The organism is Acinetobacter sp. TGL-Y2, assembly GCF_001612555.1.
In the GTDB taxonomy this organism is placed as follows: domain Bacteria; phylum Pseudomonadota; class Gammaproteobacteria; order Pseudomonadales; family Moraxellaceae; genus Acinetobacter.
Window position 1 is genome coordinate 458589 of the sequence record NZ_CP015110.1, and the last position, 15782, is coordinate 474370.

The following is a 15782-nucleotide window of genomic DNA, read 5'->3' on the forward strand; positions in this document are numbered from 1 at the left end:
GCTAATTTTGTATTTCATAACTATATGCTTTGGATCATCATCAATGAGCACTTTTTGGAAAAACTTGATCACCTCATTTCTGAAAGAATTTTCAAAAGCGAAAGAGGCTCGTCACAATAACAGTCCTTCTGACTCCAATATTGGGGTTGCGGTCGATCAAGACGTATCTCATCAAGACTATGGTTTTGCATCAGATAAAATTACGCAATTGAGTCTAGCAGGCATTGATCTGATTGGTAATTTTGAAGGCTTAAAGTTGCAGGCATATCACGATAGTGCAGGTGTCTGTACCATTGGATACGGTACAACGGTTTATCCCAATGGCATCCCTGTACAGCCGAATGATCAATGTTCTCTCGAACAAGCGAGAACATTTATGCATCATGATCTCAATCGATTTGAAAAAGCCGTCAGTTCATCAGTCAAAGTCCCACTCACACAAAACCAGTTTGATGCATTGGTATCACTCACCTATAACATTGGGGCAGGCGCCTTTAAAAATTCAACCTTACTCAGATTACTCAATCAAGGCGATTGTGCAGGCGCAAGCAGCCAGTTCGATGTCTGGATTAAAGCGGGCGGACAAACCGTACAAGGCTTAGTCAACCGTCGAGCCATCGAGAAAGCCTACTTTTTAAGATAAGTCATTCAGCAGGGTTAAAATTTTACAAACTTTTTGCTATTACTGACTGAGCCTTTTTTGATGAGTCATCTGATATTCAAAGGCATAAAATAAACCTCTTTTCCAAATCAAAGTAGAGCTGGTATGGCGTTCAGTTGGATTTTATTTACCCTCATGGCTGCCTTTATGCAGGCATGGCGTAATGCATTTCAAAAACAACTGAGCACGACGGTCGATGTATGGGGCGTGACCCTTGCACGATTTATCTTTGCATTACCGTTTGCGCTGCTTTATCTGGGGAGTCTTTATCATTTATCCCCAGTCACAGCTTCCGTCACTTTCATCACAAAATATTGGGTTTATATTTTGATTGCAGGAATCAGTCAGATTCTGGCAACAGCTTTAATGGTACAACTGTTTAAACAAAAAAATTATGCCATTGGTGTTGGACTTGCCAAAAGTGAAGCGATTATAGCGGCGATCATTGGGGTGGCTTTTCTGTCAGATCATTTGTCATGGTGGGCATGGTTTGGCGTATTGCTGGGTGCATTTGCAGTATTTCTACTGAGTCGTGGGCATGGTTTTACAGGATTCTCAGCCAAAACTTTAGCCATAGGTATTGGCAGTGGTTTTTGCTTTGCAATTACCTCATTGCTGGTTCGTGAAGCAAGTCTAGAACTGAGCATGTTGCCCATCATTCACCGTGCGGCATGGGTGCTACTGTCTGTGATTGGTTTTCAATGTATCAGTATGTTGATTTATCTGAGTCTGTTTAGTCGTCAGACTTTGATTGCAATGTGGCAAAGAGCAGGACTCACATTTAAAGTGAGTGTCTGTAGTTTCATGGCATCACTCGGTTGGTTCACGGCCATGAGTATGATGAGTGTGCCTGTGGTGAAAACCTTGGGGCAGATTGAAATTCTATTTAGTTTAATGATCTCAGCTTATTTCTTTAAGGAAAAGTTAGCAAAGGCTGAACATTGGGGCTTAGGCTTGGTGGTCATCGCGGCCATTTTGGTGATTTGGGCTTAGACATATTAAAAATAAGCCTTTGGTTAATGAGTGTTTAATAGAGAAATAATAAGAAAACTGCACCAATAAAATACTTTTTTGGCATGAATAATGCTTAGTTTTGATGTATTAATTCATTCAAATTTAAATTGAATCGTGACAAAAGGGAAAGCATGAATATCTATACGCAGCGCATAGAACATATCCCAGAGGGAAGCGCATTTGAAACGGTTGAACTGAGCTTTGACACTCGCCAAAAAAGCCGTTTTCGTGCCACCTTAAAAACAGGAACAGACATTGGGGCAGACTTGCCTCGTACAGGCATACTCCGTAGCGGATCATATATTGCCACTGAACACGGCGAGATTTTAAGAGTCGATGCCAAAGCAGAACGACTGATGCAAGTCACTGCACCGACTGAATTTGATTTACTCAAAGCAGCCTATCACTTGGGCAACCGTCATGTGCCACTCATGCTCACGCCAGCAGCACTGTATTTTGAGCCTGATCATGTGCTTGCAGAAATGGTCATGGGTTTAGGTTTAAATGTATCTGAGGTTGATCATCCTTTTGAGCCTGAAAGTGGTGCCTATGCACAACATACCCATGAGCATCGTCTAAGTCCAATCAAAGCGATTCACGCGCATGCCCATCACTAATGCCACTCATCTGCTTAAACTGTTGACGTTGTCATCCACAGCACTGCCTGTTGGGGCATATTGCTATTCGCAAGGGGTGGAAACTGCGATTGATATCGGCATGATTCATGATGAAGCCTCAAGTATGACTTACTTTGAAGAGGTACTGGAAATGCTGTTGGTACGTTTTGAACTGCCTGTTTTAAAACGTCTCATGCAGTTTCATGCAGATGAACAGCAATTTGAATATTGGGCCAATCTTTATCGTGCCAGTCGAGAGTCTAAAGAGCTTTTAGCCGAATCAAAACAGTTGGCATTTTCGATGAATTCTTGGATTCGGGATGTATTAAAAATGCCTGTGTTGGTCAAAAAGCAGATGGGATTTGTGCCTGTTTATGGGCAGCTCTGCGGTCGCTTGGCGCTCAATGAAGCGGATGTTTTAACCGCTTATACCTTTACCGTTCTAGAAAACCAAGTACTTGGTGCAGTCAAAACTGTTCCGCTTGGGCAGATGAGCGGACAGCGGATTTTATGGCATTTGCATGGCCTAATTCCGCAGGCCATAGAGAAAGCCTTGAGCTTAAAAGATGATGAGCTGAGTAGTGCCTTACCGCAGTACGCCATGCTCAGTATGCATCATGAAACACAGTATTCGAGATTGTTTAGATCTTAAAATTTAAAACAAACCTCTCCCTAGCCCTCTCCTGAGAGGAGAGGGAATTCTAACTTCCCCCTCTCCCTATGGGAGAGGGTTGGGGAGAGGGAAAAGGAAATAAAAAATGACACAACGTTCGCCACTTCGCGTGGGTATTGGTGGTCCAGTCGGATCAGGTAAAACAGCGCTGACTTTAAATTTATGCCGTGCTTTACGTCATAAATACAATATGGCAGTGGTCACCAATGACATTTACACCAAAGAAGATTCCAACTTTCTCACCCGCAATGAAGCGATGAGCCCAGACCGAATTGTCGGTGTGGAAACAGGCGGTTGTCCGCATACAGCGATCCGTGAGGATGCCTCAATTAACCTTGCTGCAATTGATGATCTGTGTGAAAAATTTGATGGTTTAGAGCTGATTATCATTGAAAGTGGGGGCGATAATTTGGCGGCGACCTTTAGTCCAGAATTGTCTGATTTAACCTTGTATGTGATTGATGTTGCAGGCGGTGAAAAAATCCCACGTAAAGGTGGGCCGGGCATTACCAAGTCCGATTTGCTCATCATCAATAAAACAGATTTAGCGCCGATGGTGGGGGCAAATTTGGAGGTGATGGATCAAGACGCGAAACGGATGCGGGGTGATAAACCCTTCCTTTTTTCAAATATGAAAACTGAAGAGGGTGTAGCCGAGATTATTTCATTCATTGAAAAACAAGGGCTGTTTAAATCCTAAGAATCTGAAAGCGCAGAGACATCTAGATATAAAAACTCCGTCAAGTAGACGGAGTTTTTTGTTTAAAACATCAGTAATTAAACAGTCAAAATGACCAAAGGATTAGCCTTTGCTCATCTCTTCAAGTTGTTCCCATTGCTCTAATTTCTCAAGCAATTGCTCATCAATTTCAGATAAACGTGCAGACAATTTCATCGCTTGATCATTGTTTGAAATGAACAGTGATCCATCAGCAAGTTTTGCATTGATGTCGGCTTGTTCTTTTTCCAAAGCTTCCATTTCAACAGGCAATTGTTCTAAAGCACGCTGATCTTTATAGCTCAGTTTTACTTTTTTCGGTGCAGCAGCTGCAGCCGTTGCTTCAGCTTTGGCGAGGGCTTTTTTCACATCACTTTTTTGATCGACCGCAGTTTGGTCAGGACGTTGTTCTAAATAATCCTGATAACCACCGACGTATTCATCAATATGACCTTTGCCATCAAATACCCAAGTCGACGTCACAACGTTGTCCATAAATGCACGGTCATGCGAGATCAAGAGCAAAGTACCTTTGTAGCTGCCTAGCATTTCTTCTAACAGCTCTAGCGTCACCATATCCAAGTCATTGGTTGGCTCATCCATCACGATTAAGTTCGATGGTTTAAGGAGTAGCTTCGCCAGCAAAATACGGTTACGTTCACCACCAGACAAGGCTTTTACAGGTGTACGTGCACGTTCTGGAGAGAATAAGAAGTCTTGTAGGTAGCTATAAATATGACGACGACCACCGGTAACATCAACAAAGTCTGAACCTTCAGAGACGTTATCTTTCACCGATTTTTCAAGATCAAGGGCATTACGCAATTGGTCGAAATATGCCACTTCAAGCTGCGTTCCTGTTTTCACAGAACCAGTATGTTCAAGCTCACCCAAGATCGCTTTGATCAAGGTGGTTTTACCTACACCGTTGTCGCCAACTAAACCAATACGATCGCCACGTAACACCAGTGCAGAGAAGTCTCTGATGATGGGTGCATTGTTGCCAAAAGCGACGCTTAATTTTTCAATATCGAATACAAGTTTGCCTGAACGGTTGGCATCTTGCGTTCCCATATTGACTTTGCCTTGCTGCGAACGACGTGCTTTTGATTCTTCACGTAAGGCTTTGAGTTCACGCACACGACCTTCATTACGGGTACGGCGCGCTTTAATGCCTTGGCGAATCCAAACTTCTTCTTCAGCCAGCTTTTTGTCGAATAAAGCATTTTGTTTTTCTTCAGCTTCCATTTGCATGGCTTTAAGTTCTAAGTAACGTGAATAGTTACCTTCGTAGCTTCGTAGCGTGCCACGGTCAAGCTCAACAATACGTGTTGCAATGCTGTCAACGAATGAGCGGTCATGCGAGATAAATAAAAGCGTGAGATTGTTTTGATCAAGCAAGAATTTTTCTAACCATTCAATACTTTCAACGTCCAAATGGTTGGTTGGCTCATCGAGTAGCAATACGTCTGGCTGGGTCAGTAAGGCACGAGCAAGCAGTACACGGCGCTTACGACCACCTGACAAATCGGCCAAGTCAGCATCTGGGTCAAGACCCATTTTACTTAAAATTGAATTTACTTTGGTCTCAAGTGCCCAACCATCGACTTGATCCAGTTTGTGTTGAAGCTCGCCCATACGGTCACATGCTTCCATATCACCGAGTACACAGGCATCACTTGCTTCATGGTAAGCACGAAGCACAGTGGCTGCTTCACCAGCACCATCTGCCACGATATCAGCCACTTTGCCTGAATCCATGGGTACATCTTGAGCAAGCATTGAAATGGTAATGCCATTTTGTAAAGAAACTTCACCACGATCTGGCAGTAAGCTTCCCTCAATCAGCTTGAGTAAAGTAGACTTACCTTCACCGTTACGGCCAATCAAACAAACTCGTTCACCGCGCTCTAAGTTAAAGTTCGCGCCGTCGAGCAGGGAGGGTCCGCCAAATGCAAGTTGGACATCCCTTAACGTAATATAGGCCATACTGTTTCCTGAAATCCTACAAGGAGGACTTAAAATGACTAAACAAATAAATTTTAATGAACAGGCGTCATTTTCCGCACCCATAGAAGATTTGCAAGTCCGAATTGCATTTTTAGATGAATTAGTTGATCAACTCAACACGCAAATTGCCATTCAAGACCGTGAAATCAATGATTTGAAGAAACAAATGAAAATTTTGTATCAACGTGTTGAAGGCGCCTCCTTAGATGATGGAATTGCCAGCTTTGATCCGATTTCAGACCGTCCACCGCATTATTAAGAGTTCACTTCATCTAAATCTTGTCAGATGAATGTATTTTATTTGACCTTTATCGATAACAGCGTTGTAATAAACCCTTCACTTTACGAGTTTTTGAAAACGACTATGAATGCCAAAGTTGTACTTTTAGATCTGGAAAATAATCCTCCGACAGCACAACTATTTAGAGATATTATTGAGCATTTTTCGACTTTATATATCTTTAATGGACAAGGTCGTTTTGAATTTCCTTTGATTGATTTAACTGAACTGGCGAGCTGGATCAATAGTGGTCAGGTGATTGTTTTAGATACTTTAGCCGCCAAAGAAAAAGAGTTTGAATATGCAGTGGTGGTAGGGCAGTTATTGGCGCTGCTTGAACCTGAAGCCCACATTGAAGTCATTTCAACCATGGACAGTAGTCACATGCTCATCGAGATGATGGCGGCCTCAGGTCTCAGTTGTCATTTGATTCAGCTCAAACGTGATGCAGCAGATGCTAAAGCCAAAAGCTTGATTCCAAGTCTTGATGCAATTTTGGCAAATCCACAGCTGCAACAGATTAAAAAATACTGTGATACTTTGGCGAAAATGTCAGGTAAACCGAATACTGTTTTGAAGCTCAAAAACTCGATCGCCAATATTTTGAATCTAGACACAGATCAAACCCAGCATATATTGGGTATGCTGATCAATTTAAAACTGGTCAAAAAAGAACAAGAACAGATCTCATTTCGTAAGAAAGTTCTGAAACAATGGCTACAGTTAGATCTTGATGTTGAACCCGCATCGATTCAACCTGAATTAAAACTGGCTAAAGTCGATTCATTGCTTGCCAAACTACAGACCAATTCTCAACAAATTTTGGCTGAAGTCGACTCGCGTATCGCAGTTAAAAACATTCAAGATGATTTGTTTAAAAACTTTGAGCAGATTGATCCCGTTCAAATGGAAGTCATTCAAAAGCTGAATCAACTCAAGTCTGAAAAACCCAAAGATATTTATCAGCTACGTGATTTATTAGAGCAATTATTTCCAAAATCAGATGTTCGACTATTGCTCAAAGAAATGCTCGATAAAGGCTACATTTACTGGAATGGAAATTCGGTCATTTACAGTCATGAAATGTTTCTGAATTAATTAAACTCCTTCCAATAATCTCTCTAAAGCCGAGTCTGTTTTAGAGAGATTTAATGGAGAGCTTCGATTGAGAATGATCGTCTTCATTTGATTTCAAAACGCCGCTTTTTATCATTAGAGGTTATACATTTGCCAGGCTTTGTTGCACAAACCTACCATTAGATGCTTATTCAGCAATATAATTTCTGAATGAACAAGCCTACGCCTAAAATTTATCGTACAACCAATTGGTCTTCCTATAATCGGACCTTAATCAACCGAGGAAATATCTCCATTTGGTTTGATCCTAACACTCAGTGGTATGCCCAGCCAAAAGGTAAACACGGTCGAAATCACACCTATTCCGATACCGCTATCCAATGCTGTTTGATGATCAAATCTCTATTTCGCCTATCTTTACGTATGGTCACAGGCTTTGTTCAAAGTCTGATTAAACTCTGTGGATTAGATTGGGCAGCACCAGATTATTCGACCATATGCAGAAGACAAAAGCATATTGATATCGCAATTAGCTATCAGAAAAGTAGTGATGGACTACATCTACTCGTCGATTCTACTGGTCTGAAATTTTTAGGTGAGGGTGAATGGAAACGTAAGAAACATCAGCCTGAATACCGTCGTCAATGGCGCAAACTGCATATTGGTATAGACGCTAAAACCCTACAAATACGGGCTGTACAACTCACTACAAATGATGTCAGTGATTCACAAGTATTAGAAGATTTACTTGCTCAAATTCCCTTGGATGAGCAAATTGATTCTGTCTATACGGATGGTGCTTATGACACCAAGCATTGCCGACAAGTCATTTTAGATCGAGATGCACATGCGGTAATACCACCAAGGAAAAATGCAAAGCCTTGGAAAGATCAGCAAGCGAGGTCTATAGAGCGGAATGAGTTATTGAAAACAGTCAATCTTGCGAAGCAGTGCTTCTCAGGAAGATCCCTTTGGAAAAGGTGGTCTGGTTATCACCGTCGAAGTTTGGTAGAAACCAAGATGCATTGCATCAAATTATTAGGCGATAAATTAACAGCAAGGAGTTTCCCTAGTCAGGTGAATGAGATTCACGCACGTATAGCAGTGTTAAATAAATTTACGGAATTAGGTCGCCCTCATACCCAAGTTGTCACTTAAATTTGGCTCACTTAGAGTAGCTCTGCCTTTCAAACCTTTGTGCAACAAAGCCTGTCTAAACTATTAAAGTTATTAGAAAAGCATCAGCTGATCATCAATTAAATGTATTTTGAAATACCCCCTACAGTCGAATATCAGTTGAGGGCATGCGGAAAAAGCTTAAATTCATCAATTGAATCTTCAGCGTCATGGATGGAATTTTATCAAGAACATGCTTTAAATGAGCGGATCCAACCTGTGTGGATTTTGCAAAAGTAGCCTTAAAGATGCATTTCTGGGGCTATTTTCATTTTCGTCTTGCGTTTTATATTCACCTTATGCAACTCTAATATAAGAATCAAAAGGTGAATTATGGAAAATGCTGGTCTTTGGATTACGATCCTCATCGTGGTTTTTATATTGGGTTCGATTTTTGGCTTACGTGTCAGTCCAAGAGAAAAAGCACTCGGTATCATGCGTGATAAAGCACGAAAAATGGGTTTACATCCCCGTTTGATTGCGGCGCCGGATTGGACGAAAATTCCAAAAGCGACAGAAAATCGTGCCAGTATGGTGGCGTACTATAGTGTCATTATTCCAGAAGGTCGTTTACTGTTAATGCGAGCACGCGTCGAAGAGCAAAAACTTCACGTGGTTCAGGGTGATCAGAAATTTAATGATTTTCCCATTGCATTAAAGGGGATTTATGCTATTGATATGCAGTCAAATTGTGTTGGGCTCTATTGGGACGAAGAATCTGATTTGATAGCAACACAACTTGATGATATGAAAGAACTTTTAATAAAATTGGCTGAAATTTAACTCTTACAGAAATAGGAATAACGGTTCATTATGGCGAATGCTCCTAAGTCCACATCCAAAAGCGCTACAGCAAAAACCTCTGATGCTGGGAAAAAACGTGCCTTAGTGATTGTAGAATCGCCTGCAAAAGCGAAAACCATTAATAAATACTTAGGTTCAAACTATATTGTGAAATCTTCTGTAGGTCACGTCCGTGACTTGCCTACGGGAGCTTCAAAATCGACGGAAAAAAAAACCGCAACACGTGCTAAGTTGACCGATGAGCAGAAGGCTGAAAAAGCACAATCCGCATTGGTCAATCGCATGGGGGTAGACCCAGAACACGACTGGAAAGCACATTACGAAGTGCTGCCGGGCAAAGAGCATGTCGTGGCTGAACTGAAAAAGCTGGCCTCTCAAGTCGATGAAATCTATCTCGCAACGGATATGGACAGAGAGGGGGAAGCCATTGCTTGGCATTTAAAAGAAGTCATTGGTGGAGATGAATCACGTTATCAACGCGTGGTCTTCAACGAGATTACCAAAAATGCCATTCAAGAAGCCTTTAAACAGCCTTCTCGCTTAGATACAGACAAAGTCAACGCTCAGCAAGCGCGTCGTTTCTTGGACCGTATTGTGGGCTTTATGATCTCGCCACTGCTGTGGGAAAAGATTGCTCGTGGGTTATCGGCAGGTCGTGTACAGTCTGTCGCTGCGAAGCTGGTGGTTGAGCGTGAACGTGAAATTCGTGCATTTATTCCTGAAGAATATTGGCAGGTTTTTGCAGATACACAGTCGAAAAAAGATCACATTCGTTTAGAAGCAGTCAAACAAGGTGGCAAAACCTTAAAGCTGCAAAATAAAGCACAAACAGATGCTTTGCTAAACATTCTAAAAGATGCTGAATATACCGTTTCAGTTCGTGAAGATAAACCGACCAAGGTTAATCCAAGCGCGCCCTACATCACATCGACTTTACAACAAGCAGCCAGCACACGTTTGGGCTTCTCTGTAAAGAAAACCATGACCATGGCACAGCGTTTGTATGAAGCAGGTTTTATCACCTACATGCGTACGGACTCCACTTTTTTAAGTGATGATGCGGTCAATATGGCGCGGAATTACATCGAACTTGAATTTGGTGAAACCTATATTCCGGCTAAACCGAATCGTTATGGCAACAAAGCGGGTGCGCAAGAAGCGCATGAAGCGATTCGCCCTTCAACGATCACCCTAAGCGGTGATCAACTTGTTGGTGTAGATCGTGATGCACAGCGTTTGTATGACCTGATTTGGCGTCAGTTTGTGGCGTGTCAAATGACCTCAGCTGAATATTTGTCATCGACGATTTTGGTTAATGCCAATGGCGTTGAGCTTAAAGCGAAAGGGCGTACTTTGGTATTTGATGGTTTTACCAAAGTCCGTGGTGCCAACAAAGCAGATGATGATATTTTATTGCCTGCGGTGAAAGTCGGTGAAGTACTGAAGCTAAATAAACTTGATCCTTCGCAGCATTTTACCAAGCCACCTGCACGTTTTACCGAAGCGTCATTGGTGAAAGAACTCGAGAAAAAAGGCATTGGTCGTCCATCCACCTATGCCGCGATTATCTCGACTATTCAAGATCGTGGTTATGTGAAGCTGGATAACCGTCGTCTCTTTGCAGAGAAGATGGGCGAAATCGTAACGGATCGTTTAGACGAAAACTTCAATAACCTCATGAACTATGCCTTTACCGCTGACCTTGAAGGTCAGCTGGATAAAGTCGCAGATGGTGAGCGTAATTGGAAAGATTTACTGAACAACTTCTACGGTGATTTCAAAAAGCGTTTAACCACGGCACAAGGTGAAGACGGCATGCGCCGTAATCAGCCTGTGGAAGTGGCATCGGTTCACTGTAAAGAGTGTGACCGTCCGATGCAGATTCGTACGGGCACAACTGGTGTGTTCTTGGGCTGTTCGGGTTATAACTTACCGCCAAAAGAGCGCTGTAAGGGCACGTTTAACTTGACGCCTGTTGAGTCACTTGCTGTTTTGTCGGATGATGAAGGTGCAGAAACTGCTGACCTAATGTCAAAAAAACGTTGTCCAATTTGTGAAACCGCAATGGACAGCTACGTGATTGACGGCGGACGCAAGTTACATGTTTGTGGGAATAACCCAGACTGTGCCGGTTTTGAACTTGAAGAAGGTGAGTTCAAAATTAAGGGCTATGACGGCCCAAGTATTCCATGTGACAAGTGTGATGGTGAAATGCAGTTGAAGACAGGTCGTTTTGGACCTTACTTTGCCTGTGGCAGCTGTGACAACACCCGCAAAGTGTTGAAAAGCGGTCAGCCTGCACCTCCACGTGTCGACCCGATTCGAATGGAACATTTGCGTTCAACCAAACATGATGACTTCTTTGTCCTTCGTGATGGTGCGGCAGGATTATTCTTGGCAGCAAGCAAGTTTCCTAAAGTCCGTGAAACACGTGCACCGAAGGTATCAGAACTGCGCTCTGTGGCTGAACAGCTTGATCCGAAGTATCAATTTATTTTAAAGGCGCCAGATCAAGATCCAGACGGCAATCCAACACTGGTGAAATTCAGTCGTAAGAACCAAGAACAATATGTTGGCTCTGAAAATGCTGAAGGTAAACAAACCAAGTGGAGTATGGTATATCGTGATGGAAAATGGGCTGAAGCTTAAATACTTTAGTTTCAGAATCTGAAAAATGCTGACGAAAGTCGGCATTTTTTATCGCTAATAAATGGTGTTTAAACTTTTTATTTAAGTAATTTTAGCAGTGTGGATAAAGGATGACTTATCCACAGCAGGGCAAGCTTGCCGAATAAGAGGAGCTTTGGGGACTCAAAACATGCTTAAGCGCTGATTTGATCTAGGCAGCTGGTTACGATTCAACTCCATGCATTCATCAAAAGTTTTATGGCTTAAACACATATATTTTTGAATGACCGTTTATCTCGATTTAAAAAATAGGTATGTTGGTCTAAAGCCTCTTCATAAAAAATCAATTATGCCACTTCGCTTTGTCCTTGCACCCGATAGCTTTAAAGAATGTATGTCTGCTGAACAGGCCTGTGCTGCCATGCAACGCGGTATTCGTCAGGTTTTTCCAGATGCGATTTGTCTGTCTGTTCCCATGGCAGATGGCGGTGAAGGTACGGTCGATGCTTTAGTGACTGCATTAAAAGGTCAAAAAGACAGCTGTGTAGTTTCAGGACCTTTGCCACATCAAAAGTTTCATAGTGAAATTGGCTTGATTGATGCGGGTCACACTGCCGTCATCGAAATGGCATCCGCCAACGGTATTCATTTATTGGCTGTTGAGCAGCGAAATCCGCTATTGACCAGTAGCTATGGTACGGGTGAACTGATTAAATATGCTTTAAATCTGGGTGTATCTAAAATCATTATTGGCTTGGGTGGAAGCGTGACCAATGATGCGGGTGCAGGCATGGCACAAGCTTTGGGTGTCAAGTTTTATGATGAATGGGGCGAGGAAGTCAGCACAGGTGGCGGACAGCTTGGTCGTATCAAAAGCATCGATTTGTCAGCGTTGGATAAGCGTTTAAAACACACCGAGATCATCATTGCTTCTGATGTGAATAATCCACTCTGCGGTGAGCATGGCGCATCTTATGTCTTTGGACCACAAAAGGGCGCTAGCCTAGAGATGGTTCAACAACTCGATGATCATCTTCGGCATTTTGCAGATGTGGTTGAAAAGGAGTTAAACATCGACTTACGTGATGTGGCAGGGGCGGGTGCAGCAGGTGGTCTCGGTTTTGGTCTGATGGCTTTTGCCCATACCAAAATCCAGTCGGGGGTGGAACTGATGATTCGAGAAACCCAATTGGCTGAGAAAATAACAAACGCAGATTATGTCTTTACGGGTGAAGGGAAAATAGATAGGCAAACCCAATTGGGCAAAACCCCCTTTGGGGTTGCACAGCTCGCGCAGGCTTTGAATAAACCTGTGATCGCTTTCGCAGGTGTGCTTGGTGAGGGCGTGGAAGAGTTATATCCATATGGCTTTAGCCAAATTATTTCAATTAATCCGCCACAGATGGATGTAGAAAATGCATTAAAATATGGGAAGCAGAATTTGGAATATACTGTTAGTAAAATAATTCTTAATGGATGTCATCTAGATGATTAGTGCTGTGAATTTAAGTGCACTGAATGCAATTCCATACATGCTGGGATTGGTTGTATTAATCTTAATTTTATTGTTGAGTTTATGGTTAGGTAAGAATAAGAGTGAAAATGAATTCGACAAGAAAGGCGAACTTTGTGAAAGTATTTTCATTATCACTATATGGTGTGGAATAGTATTCTGCATAATCAAAGTGATACTTATTTTGGGGTGAAGCCATTCAAATCTAACTTTTTTACTTATGTTACTATCCTATTTTTTATATTGAAGATATTATTTGTATGTCACTGGCCCAGCTCATCAATGAGTTAAACGCTCAACAAAAGCAAGCAGCGACAACTGAAACCAAGCACAGTTTGGTTCTTGCAGGGGCAGGTTGTGGTAAAACCAAGACTATTGTAGCGCGAGCAGCCTACCTGATTGAGCAAGGTATTCCTGCCAATCAAATTCAAATTTTAACCTTTACCCGCCGTGCCGCCAGTGAAATTGTGGCGCGGGTCGAATTGGCACTGGGTGAGCAAGTCAAAGGACTTCGTGCCTCAACTTTTCATACCTTTTGTATGTATTTACTGCGCCGTATTCCGCAGGCCTTTGGTTTGGAGCAATTCACGATTATAGATCGTGATGACCAAATCATGATGTTCCGCCTAATACGCGGTAAAGATGACAAAAAGAATCCCAATCAATTGCCGAAGCCGCAGGAGCTTTGCGATTTGTATTCTTTTGCACGAAATACACGTCAAAAACTGAGTTTGGCTTTAGAAAAGCAGCATCCTGAACATTTGGCATTTAAAGATCAAATTGCAGAGATCATGAAAGAGTACGAGGCACGAAAACGTGCACGTAGCTTTCTCGATTATGATGATATTTTGGCGATTGTGGCGTCTGCCTTAGAGCAGTCCGAAGGTCTGGTGGATTATGTGGCATCGATTTGTCGGCATATGCTGGTGGATGAAATGCAAGACACCAATCCACTGCAATGGGCGCTGCTTGAACCCTTAAAAGACAAAGTTAGTTTGTTCTGTGTGGGTGATGATGCGCAGTCGATTTATGGTTTCCGTGGGGCCGATTTTGAAAATATCCATCATTTTAAAGACCGCGTACCCGATGCTGAAATTTTTAAATTAGAAAAAAATTATCGTTCTACGCAAGAGATTTTAGATCTCTCCAATTGGCTACTCGATCAAAGTGAAATTAAATACGATAAACGATTAGATGCCTATCGAGGGGATGGCATTAAACCCAAGTTGCATATTTTCCCGAATGAATTTGATGAAGCCAAATGGATTGCGATTGATATTAAAGAGCGCCATTTCTTAGAAGGCAGCCCTTGGCGCGACCATATGGTCTTAGTACGTTCGAGCTTTGCCGCACGCCATATTGAAGCAGCCTGTATTCAAGCCAATGTGCCTTATCGTTTTATTGGTGGGATGAAACTGCTTGAAACAGCACATGTAAAAGATCTGTTGAGTGTATTGAGACTGATTGCCAATCCATTGGATGATATCGCTTGGATGCGTTTCTTAACCCTGTGGGATGGTGTGGGCGATGTGGGCGCAAGTCGTCTAGCACAGCAATTACTGCTCGAACCAAGCACCGATAAAATTATCGATAAACTGGAAAAGTTTGGACGTATTCCGCAAGAAACTTTACTGATCATGAAACAAATGGATGTGCTTAGAAGTGAAGTACAGGCCTGTGTGGGATTGGCGATACAAGCGATTGAACATCAGCTCAGTGAAAATTATAAAAAAGACTGGAAACGCCGTCAGGGTGATTTTGAGTTGGTGAAACAATTGGCCTCCAAACACAGTCAATTGAGCGAATTTTTAGAGGCCTATGTGCTCGATCCAGTCTCGATCAGTGAAATTGAACGTCAGTCACAAGATGATGTGGTGACGCTGATCACGATTCACTCTGCCAAAGGAACAGAGCAAAAGGTCTGTTATGTGGCCAATGTGTCCGCAGGACAGTACCCCAATGCACGTGCGCAAGGTGACTTTGATGATGTCGAAGAAGAACGCCGTGTGCTTTATGTCGCGCTGACACGTGCGCAAAATGAGCTGATTTTGACCAAACAAAATTTAAGCATTTGGGCGAAAGAGCAAGTCGATGAGAAGGGGCGCAAAGTTGAAAGTTATTTTCTCAATGATTTGACCCGACATTTGTGTACCACAGAAACCCACTACAAGACCCGTCAACAAACAGTGAAAAGTACTTTAATTGAACGTCAGTCGATTAATTTAGATTTTGGCATAGATCTCGATTAAACTATCGACATTGCGCTGTTTGGTTTTTTTTTAATTGCGAAGTTCAAAAAGTCGAGTAGGCGAGTGCTTTTTGATTATTTTGCCTATTTTAAGGTTGTAAGATGAAAATTTTAGTTCGTAATTTAGAGCGTACTGTACGAGAGCCTGAATTACTTAAGTTGTTTCAACAGTTTGGTAAAGTAGACGCATGTAATATCGTGATGGATGAAGTCACCAAGAAGTCTAAAGGTTTTGCCTTTGTTGAAATGCCAAATGGACGCGAAGGTGTGAAAGCGATTAAAGCGCTCAATACACTGCGTTTACACGGTCAAGGGATTCGCGTTAAGCAAGCAGAAGACAAACCTGTTGCGGAATAACAAAAA

The 15782-nt window shown here is 42.3% G+C and carries 14 protein-coding genes; 13 read left to right on the plus strand and 1 reads right to left on the minus strand.

Annotated features, from left to right (window positions below; genetic code table 11):
* Positions 1-43: 43 nt before the first annotated feature.
* From AMD27_RS02115 to ureG, 5 genes are all read left to right on the plus strand, one after another.
* Complete coding sequence (locus tag AMD27_RS02115; protein ID WP_067655695.1) at positions 44-643, plus strand: lysozyme; 600 nt, start codon at positions 44-46, stop codon at positions 641-643.
* Between the two features lie 123 nt (positions 644-766).
* On the plus strand, positions 767-1654 hold the full coding sequence (locus tag AMD27_RS02120) for a DMT family transporter (protein WP_067655698.1): 888 nt from the start codon (positions 767-769) through the stop codon (positions 1652-1654).
* A 152-nt stretch (positions 1655-1806) separates the two neighbouring features.
* Complete coding sequence (gene ureE / locus AMD27_RS02125; protein ID WP_067655701.1) at positions 1807-2292, plus strand: urease accessory protein UreE; 486 nt, start codon at positions 1807-1809, stop codon at positions 2290-2292.
* Positions 2279-2944 carry an urease accessory protein UreF gene (locus tag AMD27_RS02130; RefSeq protein ID WP_067655704.1) on the plus strand — a complete coding sequence of 222 codons (666 nt, stop codon included), beginning with the start codon at positions 2279-2281 and terminating at the stop codon, positions 2942-2944. Before ureE ends, AMD27_RS02130 begins: the two co-directional genes overlap by 14 nt.
* 106 nt (positions 2945-3050) lie before the next feature.
* Complete coding sequence (gene ureG / locus AMD27_RS02135) at positions 3051-3665, plus strand: urease accessory protein UreG (protein WP_067655707.1); 615 nt, start codon at positions 3051-3053, stop codon at positions 3663-3665.
* Positions 3666-3767: 102 nt separating this feature from the next.
* Here ureG and AMD27_RS02140 read toward each other — a convergent pair whose 3' ends face one another.
* Entirely contained in the window at positions 3768-5672 is a 1905-nt protein-coding gene (locus tag AMD27_RS02140; RefSeq protein ID WP_067655710.1) for an ATP-binding cassette domain-containing protein, read from the minus strand.
* 34 nt (positions 5673-5706) lie between these two features.
* Here AMD27_RS02140 and AMD27_RS02145 point away from each other — a divergent pair, with 34 nt between their 5' ends.
* From AMD27_RS02145 to AMD27_RS02185, 8 genes are all read left to right on the plus strand, one after another.
* Positions 5707-5952 (plus strand): SlyX family protein, encoded by a 246-nt coding sequence (locus AMD27_RS02145; RefSeq protein WP_067655713.1) that lies wholly within the window; start codon positions 5707-5709, stop codon positions 5950-5952.
* Positions 5953-6057: 105 nt separating this feature from the next.
* Positions 6058-7071, plus strand: coding sequence for a hypothetical protein (locus AMD27_RS02150; RefSeq protein WP_067655717.1), 1014 nt, complete (start codon positions 6058-6060; stop codon positions 7069-7071).
* A 189-nt stretch (positions 7072-7260) separates the two neighbouring features.
* Positions 7261-8208: an IS5 family transposase gene (locus tag AMD27_RS02155; protein WP_081405906.1), complete on the plus strand. Its 948-nt coding sequence runs from the start codon at positions 7261-7263 to the stop codon at positions 8206-8208.
* Between the two features lie 351 nt (positions 8209-8559).
* Positions 8560-9009: a hypothetical protein gene (locus AMD27_RS02160; RefSeq protein WP_067655720.1), complete on the plus strand. Its 450-nt coding sequence runs from the start codon at positions 8560-8562 to the stop codon at positions 9007-9009.
* 30 nt (positions 9010-9039) lie between these two features.
* Positions 9040-11679 carry a type I DNA topoisomerase gene (topA, locus tag AMD27_RS02165; RefSeq protein WP_067655723.1) on the plus strand — a complete coding sequence of 880 codons (2640 nt, stop codon included), beginning with the start codon at positions 9040-9042 and terminating at the stop codon, positions 11677-11679.
* A 328-nt stretch (positions 11680-12007) separates the two neighbouring features.
* Complete coding sequence (locus tag AMD27_RS02170) at positions 12008-13153, plus strand: glycerate kinase (RefSeq protein WP_067655726.1); 1146 nt, start codon at positions 12008-12010, stop codon at positions 13151-13153.
* Positions 13154-13431: 278 nt separating this feature from the next.
* Positions 13432-15420, plus strand: a complete 1989-nt coding sequence (locus AMD27_RS02180; protein WP_067655732.1) for an ATP-dependent helicase — start codon at positions 13432-13434, stop codon at positions 15418-15420.
* A gap of 101 nt (positions 15421-15521) precedes the next feature.
* Positions 15522-15776 carry an RNA recognition motif domain-containing protein gene (locus tag AMD27_RS02185; protein ID WP_067655735.1) on the plus strand — a complete coding sequence of 85 codons (255 nt, stop codon included), beginning with the start codon at positions 15522-15524 and terminating at the stop codon, positions 15774-15776.
* Positions 15777-15782 lie beyond the last annotated feature (6 nt).